22 protein-coding genes are annotated in these 24134 nt (G+C 64.0%); 4 read left to right on the forward strand and 18 right to left on the reverse strand.

Annotated elements, in window-relative coordinates; all coding sequences use genetic code 11:
* From G3480_RS02800 to G3480_RS02810, 3 genes are all read right to left on the reverse strand, one after another.
* Complete coding sequence (locus tag G3480_RS02800; RefSeq protein WP_164652146.1) at nt 1–462, reverse strand: OsmC family protein; 462 nt, start codon at nt 460–462, stop codon at nt 1–3.
* A gap of 88 nt (nt 463–550) precedes the next feature.
* Nucleotides 551–979, reverse strand: a complete 429-nt coding sequence (locus G3480_RS02805; protein ID WP_164652147.1) for a gamma-glutamylcyclotransferase family protein — start codon at nt 977–979, stop codon at nt 551–553.
* A gap of 7 nt (nt 980–986) precedes the next feature.
* On the reverse strand, nt 987–1574 hold the full coding sequence (locus G3480_RS02810; protein ID WP_164652148.1) for a DJ-1/PfpI family protein: 588 nt from the start codon (nt 1572–1574) through the stop codon (nt 987–989).
* 426 nt (nt 1575–2000) lie between these two features.
* Here G3480_RS02810 and G3480_RS02815 point away from each other — a divergent pair, with 426 nt between their 5' ends.
* Nucleotides 2001–3068, forward strand: coding sequence for a quinone-dependent dihydroorotate dehydrogenase (locus tag G3480_RS02815; protein ID WP_164652149.1), 1068 nt, complete (start codon nt 2001–2003; stop codon nt 3066–3068).
* Between the two features lie 124 nt (nt 3069–3192).
* Here the strand turns inward: G3480_RS02815 and G3480_RS02820 are convergent, their stop codons facing one another.
* From G3480_RS02820 to G3480_RS02860, 9 genes are all read right to left on the reverse strand, one after another.
* On the reverse strand, nt 3193–6180 hold the full coding sequence (locus G3480_RS02820) for a chemotaxis protein CheB (RefSeq protein ID WP_164652150.1): 2988 nt from the start codon (nt 6178–6180) through the stop codon (nt 3193–3195).
* A gap of 249 nt (nt 6181–6429) precedes the next feature.
* Nucleotides 6430–7875, reverse strand: coding sequence for a glycosyltransferase (locus G3480_RS02825; RefSeq protein WP_164652151.1), 1446 nt, complete (start codon nt 7873–7875; stop codon nt 6430–6432).
* Nucleotides 7876–8237: 362 nt separating this feature from the next.
* Nucleotides 8238–9155: a Tim44 domain-containing protein gene (locus G3480_RS02830; protein WP_164652152.1), complete on the reverse strand. Its 918-nt coding sequence runs from the start codon at nt 9153–9155 to the stop codon at nt 8238–8240.
* Nucleotides 9156–9228: 73 nt separating this feature from the next.
* Nucleotides 9229–10917 carry a gamma-glutamyltransferase gene (gene ggt / locus G3480_RS02835; protein ID WP_164652153.1) on the reverse strand — a complete coding sequence of 563 codons (1689 nt, stop codon included), beginning with the start codon at nt 10915–10917 and terminating at the stop codon, nt 9229–9231.
* A 35-nt stretch (nt 10918–10952) separates the two neighbouring features.
* Entirely contained in the window at nt 10953–11201 is a 249-nt protein-coding gene (locus tag G3480_RS02840; protein ID WP_164652154.1) for a YfhL family 4Fe-4S dicluster ferredoxin, read from the reverse strand.
* A gap of 49 nt (nt 11202–11250) precedes the next feature.
* Entirely contained in the window at nt 11251–11727 is a 477-nt protein-coding gene (gene coaD, locus G3480_RS02845) for a pantetheine-phosphate adenylyltransferase (protein WP_164652155.1), read from the reverse strand.
* 339 nt (nt 11728–12066) lie between these two features.
* Nucleotides 12067–12672 (reverse strand): 16S rRNA (guanine(966)-N(2))-methyltransferase RsmD, encoded by a 606-nt coding sequence (gene rsmD / locus G3480_RS02850; RefSeq protein ID WP_338114045.1) that lies wholly within the window; start codon nt 12670–12672, stop codon nt 12067–12069.
* Complete coding sequence (locus G3480_RS02855) at nt 12659–14035, reverse strand: M16 family metallopeptidase (protein WP_164652157.1); 1377 nt, start codon at nt 14033–14035, stop codon at nt 12659–12661. The genes rsmD and G3480_RS02855 overlap by 14 nt, the downstream gene beginning before the upstream one ends.
* Nucleotides 14025–15401 carry a M16 family metallopeptidase gene (locus G3480_RS02860; RefSeq protein WP_164652158.1) on the reverse strand — a complete coding sequence of 459 codons (1377 nt, stop codon included), beginning with the start codon at nt 15399–15401 and terminating at the stop codon, nt 14025–14027. The genes G3480_RS02855 and G3480_RS02860 overlap by 11 nt, the downstream gene beginning before the upstream one ends.
* A gap of 214 nt (nt 15402–15615) precedes the next feature.
* Here G3480_RS02860 and ftsY point away from each other — a divergent pair, with 214 nt between their 5' ends.
* The 3 genes from ftsY to ftsX are packed head-to-tail and all read left to right on the forward strand — an operon-like array spanning nt 15616 to nt 18612.
* Nucleotides 15616–16962, forward strand: a complete 1347-nt coding sequence (gene ftsY / locus G3480_RS02865; RefSeq protein WP_164652159.1) for a signal recognition particle-docking protein FtsY — start codon at nt 15616–15618, stop codon at nt 16960–16962.
* A gap of 12 nt (nt 16963–16974) precedes the next feature.
* A complete protein-coding gene (gene ftsE, locus G3480_RS02870; protein WP_206171461.1) occupies nt 16975–17643 on the forward strand; it encodes a cell division ATP-binding protein FtsE in 669 nt (222 codons plus the stop codon).
* A gap of 3 nt (nt 17644–17646) precedes the next feature.
* Nucleotides 17647–18612, forward strand: a complete 966-nt coding sequence (ftsX, locus tag G3480_RS02875; protein ID WP_164652160.1) for a permease-like cell division protein FtsX — start codon at nt 17647–17649, stop codon at nt 18610–18612.
* A gap of 31 nt (nt 18613–18643) precedes the next feature.
* Here the strand turns inward: ftsX and G3480_RS02880 are convergent, their stop codons facing one another.
* The 6 genes from G3480_RS02880 to G3480_RS02905 form a co-directional block, all read right to left on the reverse strand.
* Entirely contained in the window at nt 18644–19444 is an 801-nt protein-coding gene (locus G3480_RS02880; protein ID WP_164652161.1) for an endonuclease/exonuclease/phosphatase family protein, read from the reverse strand.
* 300 nt (nt 19445–19744) lie between these two features.
* Entirely contained in the window at nt 19745–20374 is a 630-nt protein-coding gene (locus G3480_RS02885; RefSeq protein WP_164652162.1) for a c-type cytochrome, read from the reverse strand.
* Between the two features lie 312 nt (nt 20375–20686).
* Nucleotides 20687–21142, reverse strand: coding sequence for a copper chaperone PCu(A)C (locus tag G3480_RS02890; RefSeq protein ID WP_164652163.1), 456 nt, complete (start codon nt 21140–21142; stop codon nt 20687–20689).
* 72 nt (nt 21143–21214) lie between these two features.
* Nucleotides 21215–21862 (reverse strand): SCO family protein, encoded by a 648-nt coding sequence (locus G3480_RS02895; protein WP_164652164.1) that lies wholly within the window; start codon nt 21860–21862, stop codon nt 21215–21217.
* A gap of 228 nt (nt 21863–22090) precedes the next feature.
* Entirely contained in the window at nt 22091–22747 is a 657-nt protein-coding gene (locus tag G3480_RS02900) for a carbonic anhydrase (RefSeq protein ID WP_164652165.1), read from the reverse strand.
* A gap of 334 nt (nt 22748–23081) precedes the next feature.
* Nucleotides 23082–23729 carry a hypothetical protein gene (locus G3480_RS02905; RefSeq protein WP_164652166.1) on the reverse strand — a complete coding sequence of 216 codons (648 nt, stop codon included), beginning with the start codon at nt 23727–23729 and terminating at the stop codon, nt 23082–23084.
* Nucleotides 23730–24134 lie beyond the last annotated feature (405 nt).

Genomic DNA, 24134 nt, shown 5'->3' on the forward strand with positions numbered 1-24134 from the left:
TTACTCGGATTGATGGAGAACCTCACCTGCCTGATCGACGACCGTCACCTTCATGGGAATCCCCTCACGGATGCTCGCGGAGACGACGCAGAAGTCCTCGAACAGCGCCTTGCAGCGACCGAAGCGGGCCGACTCCTTGACCACGTCGGCGACGATGAGCCGGATCTCGAGCCCTCCGATGCGCAGACGCTTGCGCGCGTTGCGAATCATGATGCAGGTCGCCTCCGCCTTGAGGCAGTCTTCCGGCGGCTCCTCCTTGAAGACGCAGTAGAGCAAGCTCGCACTCAGACAGTTGGCCGCGGCGGCGGCCAGCACCCGTGATGCGTTGGGCCCCTGCTGCTCGCCCAAGGGCGGGGGCTCGTCCATCAGCAGGTCGGCGGCGCGCTTCCAATCGAACGCCACATTGATCTGGAAACCTTCACGCTGCTCCAAATGAATGGTGAAACGGCCTTCTTCGGACATGCTGTCTCCTGTTACTGGAATCCTGCGGGGCTTCGGATGAGCCCCGCACCGAACGATTGGCACTCGGAAAACGCCTGATCCGGATGGGTCAGACCGCCTTCCCAAAGTCGTAGGTCTTGGCGTCCCGCACGGCGCGCACGCCGGCCGCGCGCACTGAGTCTGGATCCGCCGCGAAGGCGCGCCAGTCGCCCCCGCGAATCACGCGACACCCCTCCACACTGCCCCGGTAGACATAGATCCAGGCGCGCCCATAGGGGGTCTGGATCTGCTGCCGATCGTAGAGCCTGGGATAGTCCTCGAGCCGATCCAGCCGGCGCAGACAGGCGCGATCGATCTCGTAAACCTCGCCGAGGATCTGCGTCCGCCCGCCCTTGACCACCCCAGGGTAGGCCCCGAGCAGGAAGAGACTGTAGCAGGGCCGCGTGCGGAAGCCGCCGAGAAAGCCCGCGCCGACGAGGAGGCCATGGTTGACCTCGCCGCGCAGCAGGGTGCCGTAGACAAAGACGCGATGGCGCATGCCCTTATCAGGGCTCGATGCGTGTGCCTAGCACCTCGAGGAACTTGCGGATCCAGGCTGGATGGGCCGGCCAAGCAGGCGCCGTGACCAGATTGCCGTCGGCATAGGCATTGGAGACCGCCTCGTTGACCTCGCACCAGGTGCCGCCAGCGCTCTCCAGTTCCGGGCGCACTGCGGGATAGGCCGTGCAGCGCTTGCCCTCCAAGACGCCGGCGGCCGCCAAGATCTGCTGTCCATGGCAGACGGAGGCGATCGGCTTATCGCCGGCGGCGAAGTGCCGGACGATCTCGATCACCCTGGGGTTCAGTCGCAGATACTCTGGCGCGCGCCCACCCGGGATCACCAGGGCATCGTACTTGGCGGGCTCGACCGCGGCGAAATCCGCATTGATGGCAAAGTTGTGCCCAGGCTTCTCGCTGTAGGTCTGATCGCCCTCGAAGTCGTGGATGGCAGTGCGGACATAATCGCCCGGCAGCTTACCGGGGCAGACCGTATGAACGCTGTGACCGACCATCTGCAGCATCTGAAAGGGCACCATCGCCTCATAGTCTTCGACGTAGTCGCCGACGAGCATCAGGATCTTTTTCGCAGCCATGGCAAGGGGCTCCAAGGATGGCAAAGATTGGAAGGCTCAAACTATAGCATTAGGAAGCACCGACATCGCTCGACGGATCGCGATGGAAAGCCGGCGATTCACCCGCTGCCCCAGGGCAATCGCCTAATGCTAGCGAGGCTTCGCCTCAAACCGACGAGTCATGCCATCGGAATCGGTATCGGTATCGGGATCGGGATCGTCGGTTCGATACCGATACCGATACCGATACCGATACCGATACCGACGGGCTTGGATGGTCGGACGCTTCATCGAAATTTGACTCATCTGCAAGCATTTTGCGCCCTCAAGGATTCTAGTCCCACCCAGCACCTGAGCTGGATTCGGCGACAATAGAGGTCCACGCAGACCATGATCATTGCCGGGTGCCAGCTCAAGGCAGTCGGCCGCTACAAGGAAATCCGCAGCATGACAATGCCCGATCTCTGGCCCCTTCTCCGCCCACTGGCCTTTCGCATGGATCCCGAGGCCGCGCACGACCTCGCCCTAGGGCTGCTCTCGCGATGGTCGAGCACCTTTTCCGGCCGACTCGCGTCGACACGTCTCGCGCGCGACCCGAGCCTCGGCGTCGAAGCCATGGGTCTGCATTTCCCCAATCCGATCGGGCTCGCGGCGGGCTTGGACAAGAACGGGACCGCGATCCCAGCCTGGCAAGCCATGGGCTTCGGCTTCGTCGAGGTCGGTACGGTGACGGCCCTGGCGCAGCCGGGCAACCCCAAGCCCAGGCTGTTTCGGCTCGAGCGCGACGGCGCCCTGGTCAACCGCATGGGATTCAACAATCAGGGGGCGGAGGCCATGGCACGCGGATTGGAGCGGCTGCGCGCGCGCGGCCTCCCAGAGGTGCCGCTTGGCGTCAACCTCGGCAAGTCCAAGGTGACGCCGCCCGAGCAGGCTGCCGACGATTATCGACGCAGCTTCGAACAGCTCGGCGCGCTGGCGGATTATGTCGTCGTCAATGTCTCGAGCCCGAACACGCCAGGTCTGCGTGATCTCCAGCGGGTCGACGAGGTCGCGCGCATCCTCGACGCCATCCAGGCGCCGAATCAGCGGCTCGCCAAGCCCCGCCCAATCCTGCTGAAGCTCGCCCCGGATCTGACGGACGAAGACGCCATCGATTGCGCTCGGGCCGCTCTCGGCGCAGGTGCGGCAGGGCTCATCCTCACCAACACGACCATTCGCTTCGAAGGCCTGGAGAGTTCGACGGAAGGGCTCAGTGGCGGACTCTCGGGACGTCCCCTCCTCGAGCGCAGCACCGCCCTCTTGGGTCAGGTGCGGGCCGCGATCGGACCCGAGCCGGTCCTGGTCGGCGTTGGTGGCGTGATGGATCCGCAAGGCGCGATCGCCAAGCTCGAGGCCGGTGCCGATCTGGTGCAGATCTACACCGGATTCATCTATCAAGGCCCGGCATTCGTGCAACGGCTGCTCGCGGCGATCAAGCGAGCGCGCACTGCCGATCAGCCTACCAAGATCGCTTGAACCGCAGAGCGCGCGAAGCCACTACAGGCCTTCAAGCAAAGCGACCTGGGAGCGACGCCCCGTCGCGATCGCGCGCCCGTCGCGGCGGGGCGCCGCTCCCACCGACCGCGCGCTTGGAGCAGGTCTATGCGTCTTCTTCATTGGACCACTGGGTGATATCGATATGGCTGACCACGGCCCTAGCGGTTGGTTGGTCCACTGTCGCCACACGCATGAGACGGCGACAGCGCTGGCCGTCGGGCGTCTCAGCGGAATACTCGGTGCTGAAGGCCGACGACTCACCCCGCAGCACAGCCTTGATGCCCGCAAGCACCTCGGCGGCATGTCCCTCTTTTGCGAGAAAGCCGGACTCGCACAGGGTCAGGTAATCCGCGCCCACAACCGTCTCCGCGGCATTCGAGCGTCCGCTCTCGCGCTCAAACTCAAGCCAGGACCGATTCACCATCTTCACCAGGCCGTTCGCATCCAGAACGGCAACGTGCTCAGGCAAGGAGTCGAGCACGGCCTGAAGTTGTTCGACGTCCCGTAGCGAGGTGATATCGACGAAGGTCGCCACGGCGCCACGCGACTCCCCGGCACGGACCGCATAGGGCAGCACCCGCAAGAGATAAGAGCGGTCGTTGACGGCACGAATCTCCTGCTCGAGCATCTCGCCCCGCTCGATGGTGCGCTTGAGTTCCGGCATGAACTCCGGGTACTGCAGCAGGTTGGTGAGATCGTCGATGGGCCGACCGAGATCGCCGTCGCGGATCTTGAAAAGGATCGTCGCCTCCGGGGTGAAGCGCGTCAGACGCAGCTTCTCGTCGACGAACACCGTCGCGATGGAGGCCGCCTTGGCCATCCCGTCGAGGTCCGCGTTGAGTCGATTGAGGATCTCGATCTTTTCCTGGTTCTCGGCGTTGACCGTATAGAGTTCCTCATTGACGGACTGCAGTTCCTCATTCGAACTCTGCAGCTCTTCGTTGGAGGCCATCAGCTCTTCATTCGTGGCTTGAAGCTCCTCGTTCGCGGTCTCCAGCTCTTCGATCGTAGCCTGGAGACTCTCCCGCGTCGCGGCCAGCTCGCGCTCCAGATTCTCGAGACGCTGCGTGGTCTCCCGATCCAAACTAATGGTCTCGATCGTAGACCGGCCTGCACCCACAGACAGGCGCGCCGCATCGGCGTCACCCGCGATCACGAGCGAGGGCTCGGGCACCGCCTCGGGCTCAAAGGACAGCAGCAAGTGAAGCTCCCCTTGCCGCGCCTCGACCGGCCGCGCAACGAGACGGATATGCTCGACGCGTTCATGCGGCAAGGTCACCGACATGGGCTCGGAGCGCAGTGGGGCCCGATCGCGCGCCGCCTTGAACAGCAAGGCCTTGGCGACCGCGACCAGAGAGCTGGGCAGGAGTCTGGCCAGGTCCAGGCTCACGCTGCCCTCGGCGATGCGCAGGAAGGAGCCCACCTCGCCGAAGACGTGCAGCAAGTCATGGCGCTGATTGAGCAGCAGACTCGTCGGCGCATAGTCATGAAGCAACTGGACCTGGGCCGCCTCGATCGCCGCCGCGTCGGTCGAGACCCCTTGTGCGCGCAGACTGGTGCGCGGGAGCACTTGCGTGAGCGATTGCCGCGCCCGCGAACTGCTCCCGGAGTCCAAGGGAAGCGCGACGTGGCGCAAGATGCGATAGAGCTTGTGCTTTGAGCTGACCGCAGTGAAGTCGGTATGCATATTCGCAATGGACTCGCTCGGCCCCAGGAAAAGGAATCCGCCAGGGGCCAAGGCATACTGCAGCCGACGCAGCGCACGCTCTTGGGCTTGGGGCCGAAAGTAAATGAGCAGATTGCGGCAGGAGACCAGGTCCATGCGCGTGAAGGGCGGATCTTCCAGCAGGTTGTGCCGGGCGAAGACGATGCTTTGGCGGATATCCGTCTTGACGACGAAATGATTGCCGCGCTTGATGAAGAACCGCTCTAACCGCTCCGGTGAGATCTCGGCTGTGATGGCCTCGGAGAAGACACCGGCGCCCGCGACCTCGATGTTTTGCGGCTCGACGTCGGTCGCGAAGAGCTTGAAGTTCGGCCAGCGCCGCGCGCGCTCGAAGGCCTCGGCAAAGAGGATCGCCAGGGTGTAGGCCTCCTCTCCAGTGGCGACGCCGGGAACCCAAACACGCATCGGCTGGGCGCCCGAGTGATCCGCAACGATGGTGCGGATCGCGGTCTCCGCCACCACCTCGAAGGCATCCGGGTCACGGAAGAAGCTGGTCACCGGGATCAGCAGCTCGCGCCGCAGCGTGGACAGCTCGCCCCGATCAGCGCGGAGCAGGCGGACATAGTTGAGCAGATCGGGCGTCTGCCGTACCTGCATGCGCCGCTCCATGCGGCGCATCACCGTGGCCGGCTTGTACTCGCGGAAATCGATGCCCCCCGCGTGCTGCAGTAAGTGCATCACCTCTTCGTGCGCGCCGTCGCGATCGACCTCGGTCGTGGCCACCGCCGGTCGAACCCTGAGCGACGGCTTCTGATGGATATGCTCGATGACACGCGGGCCGATCTCCTCTGGCGGGAGAATAGCGTCCACCAGCCCGGTCGCGATCACACTGCGCGGCATGCCGTCGAACTTGGCCGTTTCCGGCTCCTGTGCCACCAAGAAACCACCGGCGTCGTTGATGGCGACTGCGCCGCGGGTCCCATCCGAGCCGGTTCCGGACAGGATGGCCCCGATGGCGTGATTGCCGAACTCCCGTGCCAACGAAGAGAAGAAGAGATCGATCGGCAGCGTCAGCCCACGCGGATTCTTCGGACTCAGCCTCAAGACGTCTCCGGACGCCGTCATCAAACTTGCAGGCGGGATCAGGTGTACGCGATTGGCCTCGATGCGCATGTCGTGCTCGACGGTCACCACCTGCATGGAGGTGTGCCGGGCAAGCAGATTACCCATCATGCTCTTGTGGTCGGGCGAGAGATGCTGCACCACCACGAAGGCCGCGCCGGTATCGTCCGAAATCCCCTGGAAGAAGCGCTCCAATGCATCCAACCCCCCCGCAGACGCACCAATCGCGACGACGTAACCTTTGAAGGGGTTCGACCTGGCGCCATCATCGACCAAGTCGTTCAGTTCAGAATTGTCGGACATGCAATGGGAACTCCTCGTCTCTCAGAACGCTATAGGGTGCTTGAAAGGCATTGGAAGAGCAACGCACCCCAAAGTTACACTCGATATCTCGTCGCCCCTCGTCTGGCATTCACCAAGGGCAAGCCTCCAAGCACGCTGGCGGCGTGTCGCGCACAGGGCCGATGGGACCGGCACAAAGTGGCAGTATGCCAAGCCCCGAGCCCGATGACAGCAAGCTCCAGGAAGGTCGAAGCCGTCGATCCGGGAGCCTCAGCGACGTAGCCATACCGGCCGGATCGGCGCCACCCCGTCGAGGACCTGCATGGCGCCCACGCCGACCAAGCCACCAATCAGCATGGCGAGATAGATCACGGCAAATGGCTGCTCCCAAAGCACGAAGCCCAAGAGCGCCAGCCCGGCCGCCAGCTCGATGAATCCGTTACTCCACCGTAATCTCGCCGAGCGCCCGCTGTCACGCGTCTTCGGGGTGCGGACAAACTCGGTACGATAGCCCAGCAATGCCTCCAGGCCGCCGCGGGCGTTGGAGAGCAGCAGCCCGCTGGTAAGGGCCAGGGCGCCCATGACCTCGGCCGCGGTCCTCCGCGGCCCGCCGCCTGTGCCGGCGGAGGTCAGGAAGATGATGGGCGCGGCGAAGCCGAGGATCGAGGCAACGACAGCAACAGCGCCAATGGTCTCACCAGCAACGGCGGCACCCGCCATGAAGGGCAGCCCCAGCAAGAGACAGGCGGCGCCAACGACGAATGCAAGCGGCTGTCCAATCTGGAAGCTGATCAACAATCGTTGCCAGATGGGCAGCTCGGGGCTTCGCCAAATCCGCGGCATCAGCTTCATGAAACACTGCACGAAGCCCTTGGTCCAGCGAAACTGCTGCACGCGCCAAGCCCGCGCAGATACGGGCAGCACACCAGGCACCTTGAGATCCAGGAGATAACCGGAGCGCCAACCACGCAGCCGAGCGCGCAGGCTGAGGTCAAGATCCTCGGTCAGCGTATCCCCTTCCCAACCCCCGGCGTCCTCGATGGCTGCGCGCCGCCAAAGCCCACAAGTCCCATTGAAGGGCACGGGGAGGCCGAGTCGCCAACGCGCCTCCTGCTCGACGCGGAAATGCGAGTCCAGCAGCCGAGCCTGAACGCGGGTGAGCAGACTCTCGTCGCGATTGACGTGGTCCCACCGGGCCTGGACGTAGGCCATGTCCGTTGCAGCGCTCAGCACGCCGACCGTCTGGCGCAGAAACTCCTGGGGCGGCGCGAAGTCGGCATCGAAGATCGCAACATAGGGCGCAGCGGAGCGCGCGAGCCCCTCGGCCAAGGCACCTGCCTTGAAGGCCGTGCGCTGAGTCCGGTGCAGCAACTCGACCCGCAACCCCTGGTGACGCGCGGCGGCGACCGCCCGCTGACTCAACGCGAGCGAGCCGTCGGTGCTGTCGTCGAGGACCTGGACCTGCAGTCTGTCGATCGGCCAATCCAGCGCCATGGTCGCCCGCAGAATACGCTCGACCAGCTCGCCTTCGTTGTAGAGCGGCAGCTGAACGAGGACCTCGGGCAGCTCAGCCTCAGCGAGTTCGCGCGACTCCAGAGCGCGCTTTGGCATCAACCAACGGATCAAGGTCAGCGCGAGCAGGTTTAGGGAAAGAAGTGTCAAGATCACGAGGCCGAGTGTCAGAAAGACCTCGACCGAGGGTTCCGCCGCGAGCATGGCTTGAGTTCCTGTCAGCAGTGTCCTGATTAAAGGGATGAGCGGCTGGGAGTTATGCGGTGGGCCGGCGCCTATTCAGCAGACTCCGCGCCAAATTCGCAGAGTCGCCAGCACCGTGGGAGGGTGTGGCTCGAGTTTGGCGCAGAAAGAATAGGTCGGCGCTAGGCGGACAGCAAGACCCACCCGAAGACGCCTCCCCAGGCACGCATCCTTCAGGCAATGCGACGTGGAAGCGGCGCCTCACCGGGACGGGCGACGGGCGCGCGATCGCGGCGGGGCGCCGCTCCCACCGGTCGTGCGGCTGGACCGAACGAAGATCGAGGCCGCACGGAGAGATCGGGCGATGCGGGCAGGGTTAAGACTTACGTCTGCTGAATACCGGCAATGAGCCAATCGCCGTCAGGGGTGTCCCAGTCGTGCTGCAGGTGCCAGATCTCGCTGAACTGCTCGGCCACGCCTCTCTCGTCTTCGCGAATCAGGCCTGAGAAGAGCACACTTGCAACCACAAGGTCGCCATCGCGCTCGCTTCCCAGTAGCTCGGCATCGAGACGCACGACCTCGGTGAACTGAGTACCCTCGGTCTTCTCGCGCTCGCGCCGCAGTTCGGCGAAGAGCTGGGGCGTGCTGTACTCGCGGATGTCGCGGAAATCTGCGTGATCCCAGGCCGCCTGCAAGCGAATGAAGTGCAGCTTGGCCGCTTCCATGAAGCCCGGACCATCGAACCAGGCCGGCGTCTCGTCCTCACCCGCGACACCACTGCCGTGATCGCTCAGGCCGGAGGGCATCATGCCGCTTCCCAGTCCGCCCTGCATCGACGACTCGGCGCCCGCGGCAAGACGCGCATAACCCGGACCCGACGCTGAGTGACCATAGGCCGCCGTCATGGGCCTGGAGCCGCCGCGCCTGAGCATCTTGAACAGCAGGACCGCACCCAAGATCAGCAGCGCAACAAGCAGGAAATCAAAGAACTGGAAGCCCTCGAAGGCATCCCCCATGAACAGCGAGGCCAGCAGCCCGCCAGCCGCCAGACCGGCGAGCGGGCCGAGCCAACGGCTCGCGCCGCTTGGCCTCGGCGGCTGCGCCCCGTTCATGGGGCGCTGCGTGCGCGTCGACTGCTGCTGTCGCGGAGGCGCAGGCTGCGCCTTGCGCGAAAAGCTGGATGACTGCTTACCCAAGCTCGAGCCCCCACCGAAGCGCTTCGCATCCACCTCATGGGGCAGCACCAGAAAGCTCACGGCGACCAGAGCCATGACTGCGGTGAAGAGCGATTTGAGCTTCATTGACAGATCTTCCTCGGAATTGTTCACGTACGGCTGGCCTGGCGAGCCATGGATTGGACCCGATTCCGGGCGGCTATTGCACTTGCGCGCTGCCGATGCCGCGCGGATCGCTCGCGGCCTCGACCTGGCCCGTGCGGCGGTCCCAAAAGACGGCTTGCATGTTGCCGTAGGGACGATCCAGCAGGTCGAGACGATGCCCCAGCGCGCGCAGTGCATCCTGCTCGGCCGGGGTCAGCGCGCCCGGCTCGGCCTGGAGACGATCGGGCTGATACTGATGATGGATGCGGGGCCGCCCCACCCACTCGCTCACCTGGGCTTGATCGACCGCGGCGAGGATCGCCTGCAGCACCATGGTGATGATGCGGCTCCCGCCGGGCGTGCCCAGGATCGCAACGCCGTCCTCCGACTCGAGAAAGCTCGGCGACATGCTCGACAGCATGCGCTTGCCCGGCGCGATGGCATTGGCTTCGCCACCGACCAGACCATAGGCGTTCGGAACACCGGGCTGGGCGGAGAAGTCGTCCATCTCATCGTTGAGCAGGACACCCGTCCCCGGCGGCACGAAGCCAGATCCGAAGGGGTAGTTGATGCTCAACGTCGCGGCGACCCGATTGCCGGCCCGGTCGAGGATGGAAAAATGCGTCGTGTCTTGCCCTTCCGAACGGCCCGTCTCGCAGTCCTTCGCCTCATGGCGGCTGGGCGTCGCACGCTGGGGGTCGAAGTCACGAATCAGCCCGGCCGCATAGTCGGCGTCCGTCAGACGCGCGAGCGGCATTTGGACGGCGTCGGGGTCGCCCAAGTATGCCGCTCGGTCCCGATAGGCCCGGCGCATCACCTCTGTGAGCAGATGCGCGGACGGCGCGGCACCCCGCTGCTCTTGGGGCAGCGCGGAAAGCATGTTGAGCATTTCGACCAGCAGCACCCCGCCAGCCGATGGCGGCGGTGCACTGACCAAGCGCCAGCCCTGATAGTCGCCCTGGATCGGTTTGCGCTCGACCACGGCATACTGGGAGAGGTCTTCGAGGGTCCAGATCCCACCAGCCTCACGCACCCCACGGACCATGCGCGCGGCGAACGGCCCCTGATAGAAAGCGGCGCAGCCATGCTCGGCGATGCGCTCCAAGGTCGCCGCGAGATCGGGCTGAGTCAGCCGGTGCCCGAGCGGAGGCACCTGGGCATCCACGAGAAACTGGCGCGCCGCGGCGGCCGACGCACGCAAGACCTCGAGCCGCCACTCCGCCCGCTGCCGATAACGCGCATCCACCGCGAAACCTTCGCGGGCGGTGCGGATCGCCGAAGCAAGCGTGACGCCAAGCCCGAGCCGACCGTAGCGCTCGGCCAGGTGGCAGAGCGCAGCGGGCGTACCGGGAATAGCCGCGGCCAAGGGGCCGTTCAGTGCCAGCTCCTGTGCGAATTCGCCGTCGGCGGTGAGGTACAGATCGCGGTGCGCCGCTAGCGGTGCACGCTCGCGTCCGTCGACCATGACCTGCAGCCCGTCGGCGGCGCGATGCAACAGCCAGAAGCCTCCGCCACCCAGGCCAGAACCATAAGGCTCGACGACGGCAAGGACGGCGCTGACCGCCACGGCCGCATCGAAGGCGTTGCCACCGCTCGCCAAAATCGCCATGCCAGCCTCGGTCGCCAGCGGATGGGCGGAGGCAATCGCGGCCTTGGGAGGAGTGTCGCCCTGCACCCGGAGCGGGACGATCAGAGTCAGGCAGGCGAGGAGCCCCAGAACGGGGCCCCTGAGAGGACCACTCATCGGGTCAGTGTCGCGTCCTTAACGCACAGCCAACTTCAATCGCTCGTGATGCGCTCGTATTTGGCGCGCAGCACATCCTCGTCCTCCTCGTGATCAGGGTCCTTGAGGATGCAATCCACCGGGCAGACCTCGACGCACTGAGAGGTCTCGTAATGCCCTACGCACTCGGTGCACAGAGCCGGATCGATCACGTAGGTCTCGTCGCCCTGAGAGATAGCGCCGTTAGGGCACTCGGGCTCGCAGACGTCGCAATTGATGCATTCGTCGGTAATCATCAAAGCCATGGAAGTACTCCTTCTGCTTGTTCAGTGATGTTGTGGGGACGTGCGGATGTTATCCAAAGCGTTCTTTCAATGCAGCTTGCACAATGGGGCTGACGAAAGCGGAAACATCCCCGCTAAGGCGGGCGATTTCCCGCACTAGAGAGGAAGAAATATAGGTGTATTTTTCGGCCGGCGTCAGGAAAAGGGTCTCGATGTCTGGTGCCATGTGGCGGTTCATGCCCGCCAGTTGAAACTCATACTCGAAATCCGAAACGGCGCGCAAGCCGCGCATGATGACGCTGATCCCCGAGGCACGCGCGAAGCTCACGAGGAGCCCGGAGAACTTCACGACATCGACATTCGATTCTTCTCCCACGCTTGCGCGCACCAAGGCGACACGCTCATCCGTCGAGAACATAGGCGCCTTCCCGGTATCCTCGGCCACGGCCACCACCACCCGATCGAATAACCGCGCGGCCCGGTGAATCAAATCCACATGGCCATTGGTGATGGGATCGAAGGTTCCGGGATAGACCACAGTTCGCAATCGCTGGATCCTCGTTAGGGATGCTGGACAGGCTGATGCTGGACAAGGCTCAGCCAAGCTTGGAACAGAGCCCAATCGCCACGCAGCGCGAGCCGCCAGGCCGCTGCCGGGCGCACCTTAGCACAAACCTGAGCGGTAAGGTGCGTCGAAACAGGGGCCGCCTCAACACCTATCGGTTTCCCGAAATCAACCTGAACAGCCGCTCCAAGCCTGCGTAGCCAGGCCATCCTGGCCTGGTTTGCCAGGGCTGGAAGCCCTGGCTACATAAAACCGATAGGTGGTGAGCAGGGGCCGCGCGGCGGATATCTCAGCAGGAGCAAACCCCAGGAGTCGCACCCTTTACCCTGAGTCGGATTCCCTTGCGACCTCGCCAGCGCCATCTGACTCTGTCACCACGGCGAGTCCATAGCGGACTTGGCCAGCAATCTTCTCACGGATCGCCTCCCAACCCGCTGGCATGGCGGGGAACTGCGCCTGACTCGGCGCCTCCAGATAGACGCGCGAGCCTGGCGCGACCCAGCCTTGGCTCGCGAGAAGGTCGACGGCAGTACCGAGCAGGTCCTCGGCGAAGGGCGGATCGAGAAAGACGATGTCGAAGGGCTCGGCGGCGGGTGCGCTCAGCCAGTTGAGGGCATCGACCTGGTGCAGACTGATCCCGGTCGCACCAAGGGTCCGCACGTTGACCTGGAGCTGACGCAGGACGCCAGCGGCGCGCTCTAGCATCACCACCTCTGCGGCACCGCGCGAAGCCGCCTCGAGGCCCAAGGCGCCGCTGCCCGCGAAGGCATCCAGGCAGCGTGCCCCCGCAACGACGGGAGTCAGCCAGTTGAACAGGGTCTCGCGCGTCCGATCGGCCGTCGGACGCAGACCTGGATGATCCGGAACTGGCAGCCGGCGGCCACGATAGCGGCCGCCGACGATGCGTAGCTGACTAGTCCGCGCCACTGACCTGGGACACTTTCTTGGCGTCGCCACCCACGGTGACAATGGCGAGACGGTTCGGGTGGACCCGGCGCGCGAAGGCATCACGAATCTGCTCGACCGTCACTGACTCGATCCGTCCCGGGAAGCGGTCCAGGTAGTCGAGCGGCAGACCATAGAAGCCAATGACGGCGAGGTATTGGACAATATCGCCATTGCTGGCGATCTTGAGCGGGAAGCCGCCGGTAATATTCTTCTTGGCCGCAGTCAGCTCTGCCTCGGTCGGCCCCTCGGCGATGAAGCGCTCAAGGGTGTTGAGCATCACCTGACGCGCCTGCTCGGCCTGGTCGTTGCGAGTCTGGAGACCCATGATAAAGGGGCCAGGCTCGGCGAGCGGCATGAAATAGCTGTAGGTGCTGTAGGAAAGGCCGCGCTTCTCGCGGATCTCATCCATGAGGATGGACACCAGCCCGCTGCCGCCGAGGATGTGATTCCCCACATAGAGCGTGAAGTAATCCGGATCACCACGCTTGGTGCCCGGCTGGCCCGCCATGACCGTGGTCTGGCTCGACGGGAAGGTGATCGTCTTCAGCGTCCCGCTCGCGAGATCACTCACCTGCGGCAAGGTCGCCGCCGCCTCACCCTTGGGTAAGCCCGAGATGATGCGCTCCGCGAGTGCCTCTGCCGCGGCGCGATCCAGATCACCGACGATGGCGACGACCGCGTTCGCCGCAACATAATAGCGCTCATGGAAGGCCTGGAGTTCAGCGCGCGATAGCGCCGAGATCGACTCGGCGGTCCCCGCCGGATCAGAGGCATAAGGATGTCCCTGGTAGACAGCATGGAAGAGCGCCTTACGACCGATCTGCTGTGGCGATTCCTCCTGCTGACGCAGCGCAACGAGGCGATTCTGACGGACCCGCTCGAGCGCGTCGGCGTCAAAGGTGGGTTTCGCCAGGACGGCCGCCATGGTCTCGACGGCAACGTCTAAGGCGTCGGCACGGGTCAGTGAGCGCAGGGAGACGGAGGTCATGTCGCGATCGACTCCCGCGCTGAGGGAGGCGCCGACGAAATCGAGGCGGTCCGCCAAGGCATTCGCATCCCAATCGCCCGCGCCCTCGTCGAGCATCGACGCCGTCATGGAAGCCAGTCCGGCGCGGTCGCCGTCGCGCGCACTCCCTGCGGCGAAGACGACTCTGACGTCGACCATGGGGATCTCGGGCGCGGCGACGAAGAGCACGCGCGCCCCATTGGTGGTCTCCCAGGTCTGAATCTGCGGGGTCGCGGTCGCCGCGTCGGCCGCCAAGAAGAGCAGGGGCGCGAGACAGCAGAGGGCGAAGCGGCGAAAGGCGTCGAGCCGGGGCGAACCGTGGAGATCAAAGCGCATTGGCTTGCTCTCCCGCTCCGCTGTTCGCCGACGCTGGCTGTGCCTGCTCGATCGGCTGCGGATCAAGGACCGCGACCGTCAGGTGATCTGGAGTCAGATACTTCTTCGCCACGGCTTGAACCTGCTCCGGCGTCACCGCCGCGAGCGCATCCACATAGGTCTCGGACAGCTGCCAATCGAGCCCGAGGGTCTCCAGCTGACCGAGCATCATCGCCTGGTAGAAGAGCGAGTCTCGCTCATAAACCTTGGCGGCGACGACCTGATTACGCACCCGTTGCAGCTCGCTCTGGCTCACCGGCGCGCTTTGGACGCGCGCGATCTGAGCACGGATAGCCTGCTCCACGTCCTCGATGCTATGCCCCGCGGCCGGCACGCCTTCGAAGAGGAAGAGGCCAGGCAGACGCTGAAACACGCTGTAGCTCGCCCCTGCGGATGCCGCAACCTGCTCACCACGAATCAAGTCCCGCGAAAAGCGCGAGCTATCGCCGCCGTCCAAGATGGATGAGAGGATCTCCAGCGCGTAGGGCTCCCATGCGTCAGCCGTATCCCCCACCGAGGGTGTCTTGTAGCCCATCAAGAGGTATGACTCCTTGGCCGGCGCTTCGACCCTGAGGCGCTTTTCGCCGCGCTGCTCCGGCTCGCCGCGCGTCTTGGGCGCGCGAATGTTCTCTGCGGCAAGGGGGCCGAAATAGGTCTCGGCCAGGGCGAAGACCGCGTCAGGCTCGACGTCCCCGGCGACCACCAGGATGGCATTGTTGGGCGCGTACCAAAGTCGGTACCAATCCTTGAGATCCTCGAGCTTGAGCTGATCCAGATCGCTCGCCCAGCCAATGACGGGGTTGCGGTAGGGAGAGGCCTCGAAGGCGACGGCGTTGAAACGCTCGTAGGTCAGGGATTGTGGATCGTCATCGGTGCGCATACGCCGCTCTTCCTTGACGACTTCCAGTTCCTTGAGGAACTCCTCCTCCTGCAAGGCCAAATGACGCATGCGGTCGGATTCCAGTTTGAAGGAGACCTCGAGACGATCCTTGGCCAGGTTCTGATAGTAGGCGGTGAAATCACGTCCGGTGAAGGCGTTCTCCTCGCCGCCGTTCTCGGCGACGATCCGCGAGAACTCGCCGGGTTTCAGGCTCTCGGTGCCCTTGAACATCATGTGTTCCAAGACGTGCGAGACCCCGGTGATGCCACCGTACTCGTAACTCGATCCGATCCGATACCAGACTTGAGAGGTCAAGATGGGCGCACGGTGATTCGGCTTGACCAGAATCTTGAGACCGTTGTCCAGGGTGTGCTCATAGACCTTCGACGAGGCCCCTGCGGCGAGCGGCAACAAACAAAGCAATGCGGCGATCAATCGTCGTTTCATGAAATCTCCCTGGAGATGGCTGGTGTCCGAGTGGCATCTATGGGCAAATGCACCGCCCTGGTAGTTCCCGGGATGACAAATTCTTCATGTCCCTGCCAAGAAACGGATCCGCTTGCGCGTCGGACGCACAAGAGGGTGATCTGGTAGCATTGCGTGATCTTTCGACGGGTCCATTCCGGCCCGCGCCTACCGTCAAAACCGATAGCACAGCCCTATGTTTGGTTTCGGAAAAAAGAGCAAGACTCCCGGCGACCCGGACCACAAAGCATCGCCGGAGGCGATTGAGCCAACCACGCCCCCAAAGGAGCCGGCACCCTCTCCCCCAGAGCCCGCGCTATCCGCGGATCGGCCGAAAAAGCCCTGGTTCGGCAAGCTCTTCCGATCCGGCAAGAATAAATCGCCGGAGAGCGAAGCAGAGCCCGAGGCCCGGACGCCAGAGCCACAGGTCGAGCCAGCTACACTGACGCAGGCCCCAGAGCCGGTCAAGCCGGCGGCGCCCAAGCCCGCCCCAAAGGCGCCTGCTCAAACGCCGGCGGCCCAACCACCCGCGCCGCAAGAGCCGGTCGCCCCACCGCCACGGCGACCGGCACCCGAGAGGCCGGCCGCCCAGACCGAAGCGGGCGAAGACCAAGAGACTGTACGCAAACGTGGCGTGCTCAAGCGGCTGCGCACCCGCCTATCACGCACCCGCACCCAGCTCGGTGACGGCCTCGGCAACCTCTTCCTCGGGCGTAAGCGCATCGATGACGACCTCATGGAGGAACTGGAGACCCTGCTCATCACGGCGGACGTCGGCATGGACGCGACCACGCGCGTCATCGGCGACCTCGCAGAGCGCGTCAAGCGCAAGTCCCTGGCGGATCCGCAGGCACTGCTGACGGCACTCAAGTCCGAGCTGCGCGACATCCTGCTCGCCGCAGACGGCCCCGTGCGTCAGCCGGCCGCCGGCCGCCCGCAGGTGGTCCTCATGGTCGGCATCAATGGGGCCGGGAAAACGACCACCATCGGCAAGCTGGCGAAACGCCTCAAGGAAGAAGGCAACAGCGTCATGCTCGCCGCCGGCGACACCTTTCGCGCCGCCGCCGTCGAGCAGCTCCAGACCTGGGGTGACCGCAATGAGATCCCGGTGATTGCGCAGCACACGGGCGCGGACTCCGCCTCGGTCGTCTTCGATGCCCTGCAGGCCGCCACGGCGCGCGGCGCCGATGTGCTCATCGCCGACACCGCGGGCCGGCTGCACACCAAGTCGAACCTCATGGATGAGCTCTCCAAGGTGGCGCGCGTGCTGAAGAAGATCGATCCCGAGGCACCCCACGAGGTGATGCTGGTCGTGGATGCGACCACCGGCCAGAACGCGCTGAATCAAGCCGAGCATTTCCACCGCGCCGTAGGGCTGACCGGCATCACACTCACCAAGCTCGACGGCACAGCCAAGGGCGGCATCATCTTCGCCGTCGCCGAGCGACTCAAGGTGCCCATCCGCTTCATTGGCGTGGGCGAATCCATCGAGGACCTGCGTCCGTTCGACCCGGACGAGTTCATCGACGCACTGCTCGGCTAAGGGAGCCTGCCGTTGATCCGATTCGAGAATGTTTTCAAGCGCTATCCCGAGCGCGGCGAGGCGCTAGGCAGCGTCAATCTAGAGGTCCAGGCTGGCGAGATGGTCTTTCTCACCGGACACTCGGGTGCCGGCAAGAGCACCATGCTGCGCCTGATCGGACTCATCGAGCGTCCAACCCGGGGGCAGATCGTCGTCAACGGCCGCAACCTAGCAACCCTGCCGCGACGCCAGATCCCCTTCTATCGGCGCGAGGTCGGGATGATCTTCCAGGATCATCGCCTGCTGCCGGACCGCAGCGTCTTCGACAACGTCGCCATGCCCTTGGTGGTCGCCGGTGTCGGACAGAAGGAGATCGGCCGCCGCGTGCGCGCGGCCTTGGATCAAGTCGGCCTGTTGAGCCGCGAGCGCGCGACCCCGGTCGCCCTCTCCGGGGGCGAACAGCAGCGCGTCGGCATCGCTCGCGCCGTCGTTGGCCGCCCTCCGGTGCTGGTCGCCGACGAGCCCACGGGCAACCTGGATCCGGATCTCTCACGCGAGATCTTCGAGCTGTTCGAGCGCTTCCACTACGTCGGCGTCACGCTGATGATCGCCACGCACGATCTCAATCTCGTAAAAAGCATGCGCCACCGCACACTGACGCTCGACGCCGGGCGTCTGGTCAACGACACAGGGGATTGGTAGCCGATGGCGAAGCAACGCTCCCGTCGGAGACGTGGCCCCCGGCTGCTCGACCTGCCAGGAATCTGGCTCGGCCAGCATTGGCAGACCGCGCTCGAAACCCTGGGCCGACTGAAGGAGAACCCACTGCCTTCAGCGATGACAGTCGCCGTGATCGGGATCTCCCTGGCGCTCCCCGCTGCCCTCTACGTCATGACGGACAACCTCAGGACCATGGCCGGCGGCTGGGATCAGACGGCGGCCATCTCGCTCTTTCTCCGCTTCGAGACCGACGACACGCATGCCAAGCGCCTTTCCCAGGATCTGGCCACCTGGTCCGAGATCTCGCGCGTCCACCTCATCACGCGAGAACAAGCGCTGGAGGAATTCCGCGCCCTGGGAGGCTTCGAGGAAGCGCTGGAGGAAATCACCAAGAATCCCCTCCCCATCGTCTTGGCCATCTATCCGACGCCGACCTACTCGACGCCGGAACTCCTGGAGGGCTTGCAAGACAAGCTGCTCAAACTGCCAGAGGCAGACTTTGCCCGCATGGACACGCTCTGGCTGCAGCGGTTCCAGGCCATCCTCGATCTGGTCCAAAGCGGCTCGTTACTCTTGGGGCTCCTGCTCGGCATCGGCGTGCTGCTGATCGTCGGCAACACCATCCGACTGGAAATCCTGAATCGACGCATCGAGATCGAGATCATGGAGCTGGTCGGGGCGACGGCCGCCTTCATCCGCCGCCCCTTCCTCTACGCGGGCGCCTGGTACGGTCTGCTCGGCGGGGCGACGGCCTGGCTGCTGGTCACCATCTCCGTCCTGCTGCTGCAGCAGCCGGTCTCGCGGCTCGCGAGCCTCTATCGCAGCGAGTTCCAGCTTTCCGGCCTGGGCTTCGCCGCGACCGGGGTCACCCTGGGCGCCAGCGTCCTACTTGGGCTGATTGGCAGTTGGATCGCGGTCAACCGGCATCTCCGGGGCGCTGAGCCGCAATAGCCGCCTGGTTGGTCGAACCTGATCGGCCCGCTCAGGCAGCGCTGGGCGCCGCGAACGTCGCGTCTTGCGTCCAGGTCTCCTCGAAGCTTAGGTCGTCCGGCAACTCGATGGTCATGCTGATCGGGAGATGATCGGAGAGCGCGTAGTCGATCACCCGCGCCGCCACCGTCTTGAGTGGCGCGGAGACCAGGATATGATCTAGGTTGTGCCGCGGGCGCCAGCTCGGAAAGGTCTTGAGTTCGCAATCGAGGCCGCGCATCGCCGTTCTGCGCACCATGTTGCGCAGCCCCCGCGAATCGCAGCCGCAATTGAAGTCCCCCATCACGACGATGTAGGGGTAGCTCTGCGCCAATCTCGCCAGAAAGTCCAGCTGACGCCGACGTGCCCGCCAGCCGAGCGCCAAGTGTACGATGACGACCGCCAGCACCTGACCCTTGCTGAGGGTGAATTCGGCCACCACCGCGCCGCGCCCCGGCAGCCCCGGAAGCTTGTGCTCGGCGATCTCTCGCGGGCGCAGCCGGCTGAGGAGACCATTGCTGTGCTGCGCGAAGGGCCCGAGATTGCGATTGACCTGGCGGTACCAAAATGGGAAGCCGCCGTGACGCGCCAGATACTGGATCTGATCGATATAGGAGCTGCGCAAGCTGCCAGCATCCACTTCCTGAAGCCCGACGAGGTCGAAGCGACGCAGTAGCTGCGCAATGCGGGTGAGATTGACGAGTCGCTCTGGATGCGGGAGGAGGTGTTTCCAGCTATTGGTGAAATAGTCGCTGTACTGACGGGAGTAGATACCCGCCTGTACGTTATAGCTAAGCAGGCTCAATTGCCGCATGAGAGGGACGCGGACGCTTCAACGAAGGGTTACAACGAATATCTAGGGACCCTAGCATAAGCCGCAGTCAGCACCAAGCCCCTGCATCGGTAGGGCGCGACCAGCGATGACGCGCGCCGGCCAGCCCCTCCAGGGTTGGGCCGAGGTGAGCAGGCCCAAGATGCAGTCTTTCGCTGGGCCTGGTACCTCGGCCCAACCGACGCCAGACATCAGTGGTGATCACAGCCACATCGGCACGCAGCCAACCACAAAAAAGGCAGCCAATGGCTGCCTTTTCCGCGCCGGTCAGGCTGAGATCCATTACCTCGACAAGCCCTGAATATACTGAGACACGGCAGCGATCTCCTTTTCGGACATCAAGGACGTAACACCACGCATCATGCCGTTGGGATCGTTGGCACGCTCGCCCTGGCGGAAATACTCCAGCGTCTGCTTGACGTAGTCGGCGTGCTGGCCGGCGATTCGCGGGAATTTAGCAAGACCCACACCCATTCCAGCGGGACCATGACAGCCCTTGCAGGCGGGAACGCCGCTCTTCGGGTTGCCCGCGCGGTAGAGCTTCTCGCCGAGTTTGGCAAGCTCTGGATCGGCAACGCCGCCACTTTGGGTCTGCGTGGAGAAATAGGCAGCCAGATCGAGAACCTCTTGATCGGTCAGCGGCATCGCCATGGGCGTCATCTGCACGTTGGCGCGATTGCCCGCCTTGAAATCCATGAGCTGCTTCTGGATGTACTCCGGATGCTGGCCGGCGAGCTTGGGCCAGAGCGGCACGATGCTGTTGCCCTGAGGCCCATGGCAGGCCATGCAAATGGTGTTCGCTTTCTGCGCGCCCGCCTCGGCATCGCCTGGTTTGAGTGCATCAGTGGCATGCACCGCACCGCTGGCCAATACCGCCGCCACTGAAACCGTTCTCAGCCAAGTCTTCATCATCGCAATTGCCTAATCTGTTTCGTTTCAGGCGGGACCACACGTCCATCATCGGCCCGCCTTTGGTGAGGGGTGAAGAGAAAATCCGGCGATGTATATCAGATATTTGGCATATGGGTCAAACGGTACGCACTCCAGACGCCCCGTTCGACGACCCGAATTCTCCGCTCAGTAGACAGGCGCAGGCGACGAAATATCCCGCTTCGACCAGGATGGTCCGATGTCAGCCGGAGCGCAGCGCGACACAATGACGCTGTTGCGCTGACGCCAGGCGCTGGGGCATACCCAGGCCCTGGTCAGCGGAAAAGCACTGCCTCAGTGACCCTGCTTCATCTGGCTCATGTCGATCTTACGCACCGGGGCAGTAAGGGATTGCTCGTCGCCGTCGTCGAAGACAAGCGTCAGCCCGACCGCCTCTCCTGGCGTCAGAGCGCCCTTGAGGCCGATGAGCATGATGTGCAGACCACCCGGCTTGAGCTGAACCGTCTCACCTGCGGGAAGCGCGATCTCGTCGACCCGCCGCATGCGCATCATGCCATCTTCCATCAGGTGCGTGTGCAACTCCACGACCTCCGCCGCATCGCTTCGCGCGGCCACCAGCGCGCGCGCCTCTGTCGTCTGGTTGCTCAAGGCCATGAAGGCGGCGCTGTTGGGTTGACCTGGTGGTACGGCCCGCACGTAGGGATCCGCCACGCTGACATCCGCCGCGCTTGCGGCGAAGCTGCCGACCGCAAGCAAGCTGGTGGCGATCAGAGCTGTCATTCTGAGCATTTCACTGCCCTCCTGTGATGAGCTGGGATGATTGAGTGGGGCGGAATCCTTGCTGGAGTCCGGCCATCGACGTCATTGCGCAGGACCCTGCTCGGGACCACCCAGGCGCCGGCGGATCGCGGCGCGAATCTCCTCGGGCGGTGTCGCATGGTCGAGCGTCTCGACCAAGTTGCCGGACTGGTCGACGACATAGGTATAGGCCGAATGATCGACCAGATACCCCATGGCCGTAGCGGCGATCGGAGCCCGCCGATAGGCCGCGCCGTAGAGGCTGGCCGCTTCGGCCACCTGCTCGGGGGTGCCCGTGATCCCGAGAATGCGGGGATGGAAATACTTGGTGTAGCTCGCCAAGCGCGCGAGATCGTCACGCTCGGGATCCACACTCACGAAGAGGACGCGAACCTGCGCTAACTCGTCGTCGCTAAGCCCCTTGAGCGCCTTCGCAATGAAGGCAAGATTGGTCGGGCAGATATCCGGACAGGCGGTATAACCAAAATAGATGAGAACGACCTGACCGCGCAGATCCGCCAGTCTGATAGGACCTTGCGCCGACTGCAGCTCGAAATCCCCACCCGTCGGCCGAGCGGCCAGCGCCAAGGCCCCATGCCCATCCGCCGCGCCGCCCGAGCGGGTACCCGCCGGGTCCCAGAAGAGGAGCATCCACAGCATGATGCCGCCAAGCATCAGAATCGCGACAATGAGGAGTCGAGAGCGCGTCATAACCAGAATGTGAAGCCAGCCCGCTTGATGATCTGGACCACCCTAGACGACCAGGCGCCACCTCGGATTGACAGGCATCAAGATGACGCCCTAGCCGCCAAAGGCGCCGCAAGATCGCGGCATAAGACGCAGTGGCCGCGGCGATTCACTCAGCAGCGAGAGCGCGCCCCTCCGCCGTCAGCCCATTCGAGCGCCTCGACCAAGCACGGCTTCGCGCGTCTGCAGCGCTCAAGCACTCCCCTGGCGTTCCTGCCCAAGTGGAGCGCCATCGAAAAAATCGACGACGCCCGTCTCAAGCGAGTACTCCGCCCCGACGACGAGCAGGCCCTCGTCTTGAATCAGGGTCTCGATGATGGTCGACCCATGGCGCAGATGATCCACCGAGGCGCGGACATTCGCCCGCACCGAGGCATGATGAAGCGCCACGCGGTCATGGCGCAGTTCCGTCTCCAGCAGCCCTCTGACCGCAGGCGTGACGCGATCCACGATCGAGGCAATGTTGCGCGACGCGGTGCCCTCGCCGTCCAGCAGGGTTTCCAGCGTGGCCGTGACGGCGCCGCATTGCGAATGCCCCAGCACCACGACAAGAGGCGTGCGATAACGGGAGACGGCAAACTCGACACTGCCGACCTGCGACGGCGCCACGATATTGCCGGCAACACGAATCACGAACAGGTCGCCGAGCCCTTGATCGAAGACGATCTCCGCCGGCACCCGAGAGTCCGAGCAGCCCAAGATGATCGCGAAGGGCTCTTGCCCACCCCTAAGCTCCTCACGGCGCTGTGAACTCAGCGGCTTGTCCGGGCTAGAGAGATTGTTGGCGAAGCGGAGGTTGCCCTCACGCAGGCGCGCAAGCGCCTCCAGGGCGGATAACTTGGACGGCATACGAAAAGTCTCGGCAAATTGGTCGAAGGGTGACGGATCAGGGGGCCGGAAAGGCAGGAAACGACAGGGTCACACGGAACTCAAGCCCTGCTCGAGCGCTCGCGACGACAAGGTGGCGAGTTTTTAGCAAAACCTTGCCTGCGCGTCACGTCCTTGTCTGCGGCTCCGACAACACCGGCTGCGGACAAGCGGCCCGGGGATCAGCCAGGGGCGAGTCAGGATGGGTGTTATCGTCGACAAGGACAGCAACGACGTTGGCGGCAAGGTTCCGCGCAGGATCAACGCGGCTCGACTTCCGCCAAGACACCAACCCGAGCACCCTGGCCCGTCTGCATCAAGCGAATTCGTCCGGATCCAACATCATCATGTAGTGGTAGCCTCCCTGACCGCAACGGCGCTCAAGCTGCTTGAGAATGCGTCGCTGGATCGCCGGGGTGTCGTTCGGACCATTGACATAGAAGGGCTTGCCATCCTTTCCAAAGGTGAAGCGCTCCGGGCAGGCGTCAGCGTCAATGTCCCCAAAGATCAAGCGCGCAATCCGGTAGTCCGCATGCGGCTCGAAGCCGAGATCCTTGGCATAGGCCACGGCCGCCTCGACCAGCTTGCGCGCACAACTCGGATGCTGGACCTCGACCGACTCTGTCGGATTCCCGTGGATGTGAGCCAAGACGGTCGAATATTCGGCCGCGTCGACGATCTTGTACAAGGCGTTCTTGACGCCCAGACAATAGGTATCCACCAGGATTCCAACCACCGCATAGCGACCATCGAGCAGACGCCGGCTGAGCCAAACAGTCCCGATTCCCTGCTCGAACAGGCTCGCCGGAACAAAGGTGTCCACAATCGGCGCTTTGCTCACGCTGGCCCATTCGCGCGCAGCGGAGAGGGCGCCTCGCAGGCCTGAAGCAGCCGGTTTGGTTTGCCGGCGTTTCTGATCCCGCTTGGCCCGCTTTTTCTGCAATTTCTTCTGATCGAGCGCCATAGAGAATCCTCGCATTTCATGATTGACGGATCAGCCGCCGGATCTTCACCATCGCCAAGACGACAAGCCCCGGGGACCTGAGAGCAGTGATAGTACCCGCAGAGATGCCGAGGGACGCAATTCCAGCGGCAGGCCAAACACAGCAAGCCTCGGCCCAACGACGCAGTTAAGGGCTCAAGTCGTCGCGGAGACGCACAGGCAGCTCCTGACGCTGCGTGATCCGCTCGATCGCAATGCGGTATCCTGACCCGCCGACGGCTCAAGAACGTGCGATTCTCGTCTACCAAAGACCTCAAGGGATCGTCGACTTCAGCGCCTTCTTCAATCTGACTCTCGCCAGACCCGCTCACTGAATGAACATCGGCAAACCGCTGAGGGCGTAGATTACCCCCAGAATCTCCTGCG

It is taken from the genome of Thiorhodococcus mannitoliphagus (assembly GCF_010915725.1).
Lineage (GTDB): Bacteria > Pseudomonadota > Gammaproteobacteria > Chromatiales > Chromatiaceae > Thiorhodococcus > Thiorhodococcus mannitoliphagus.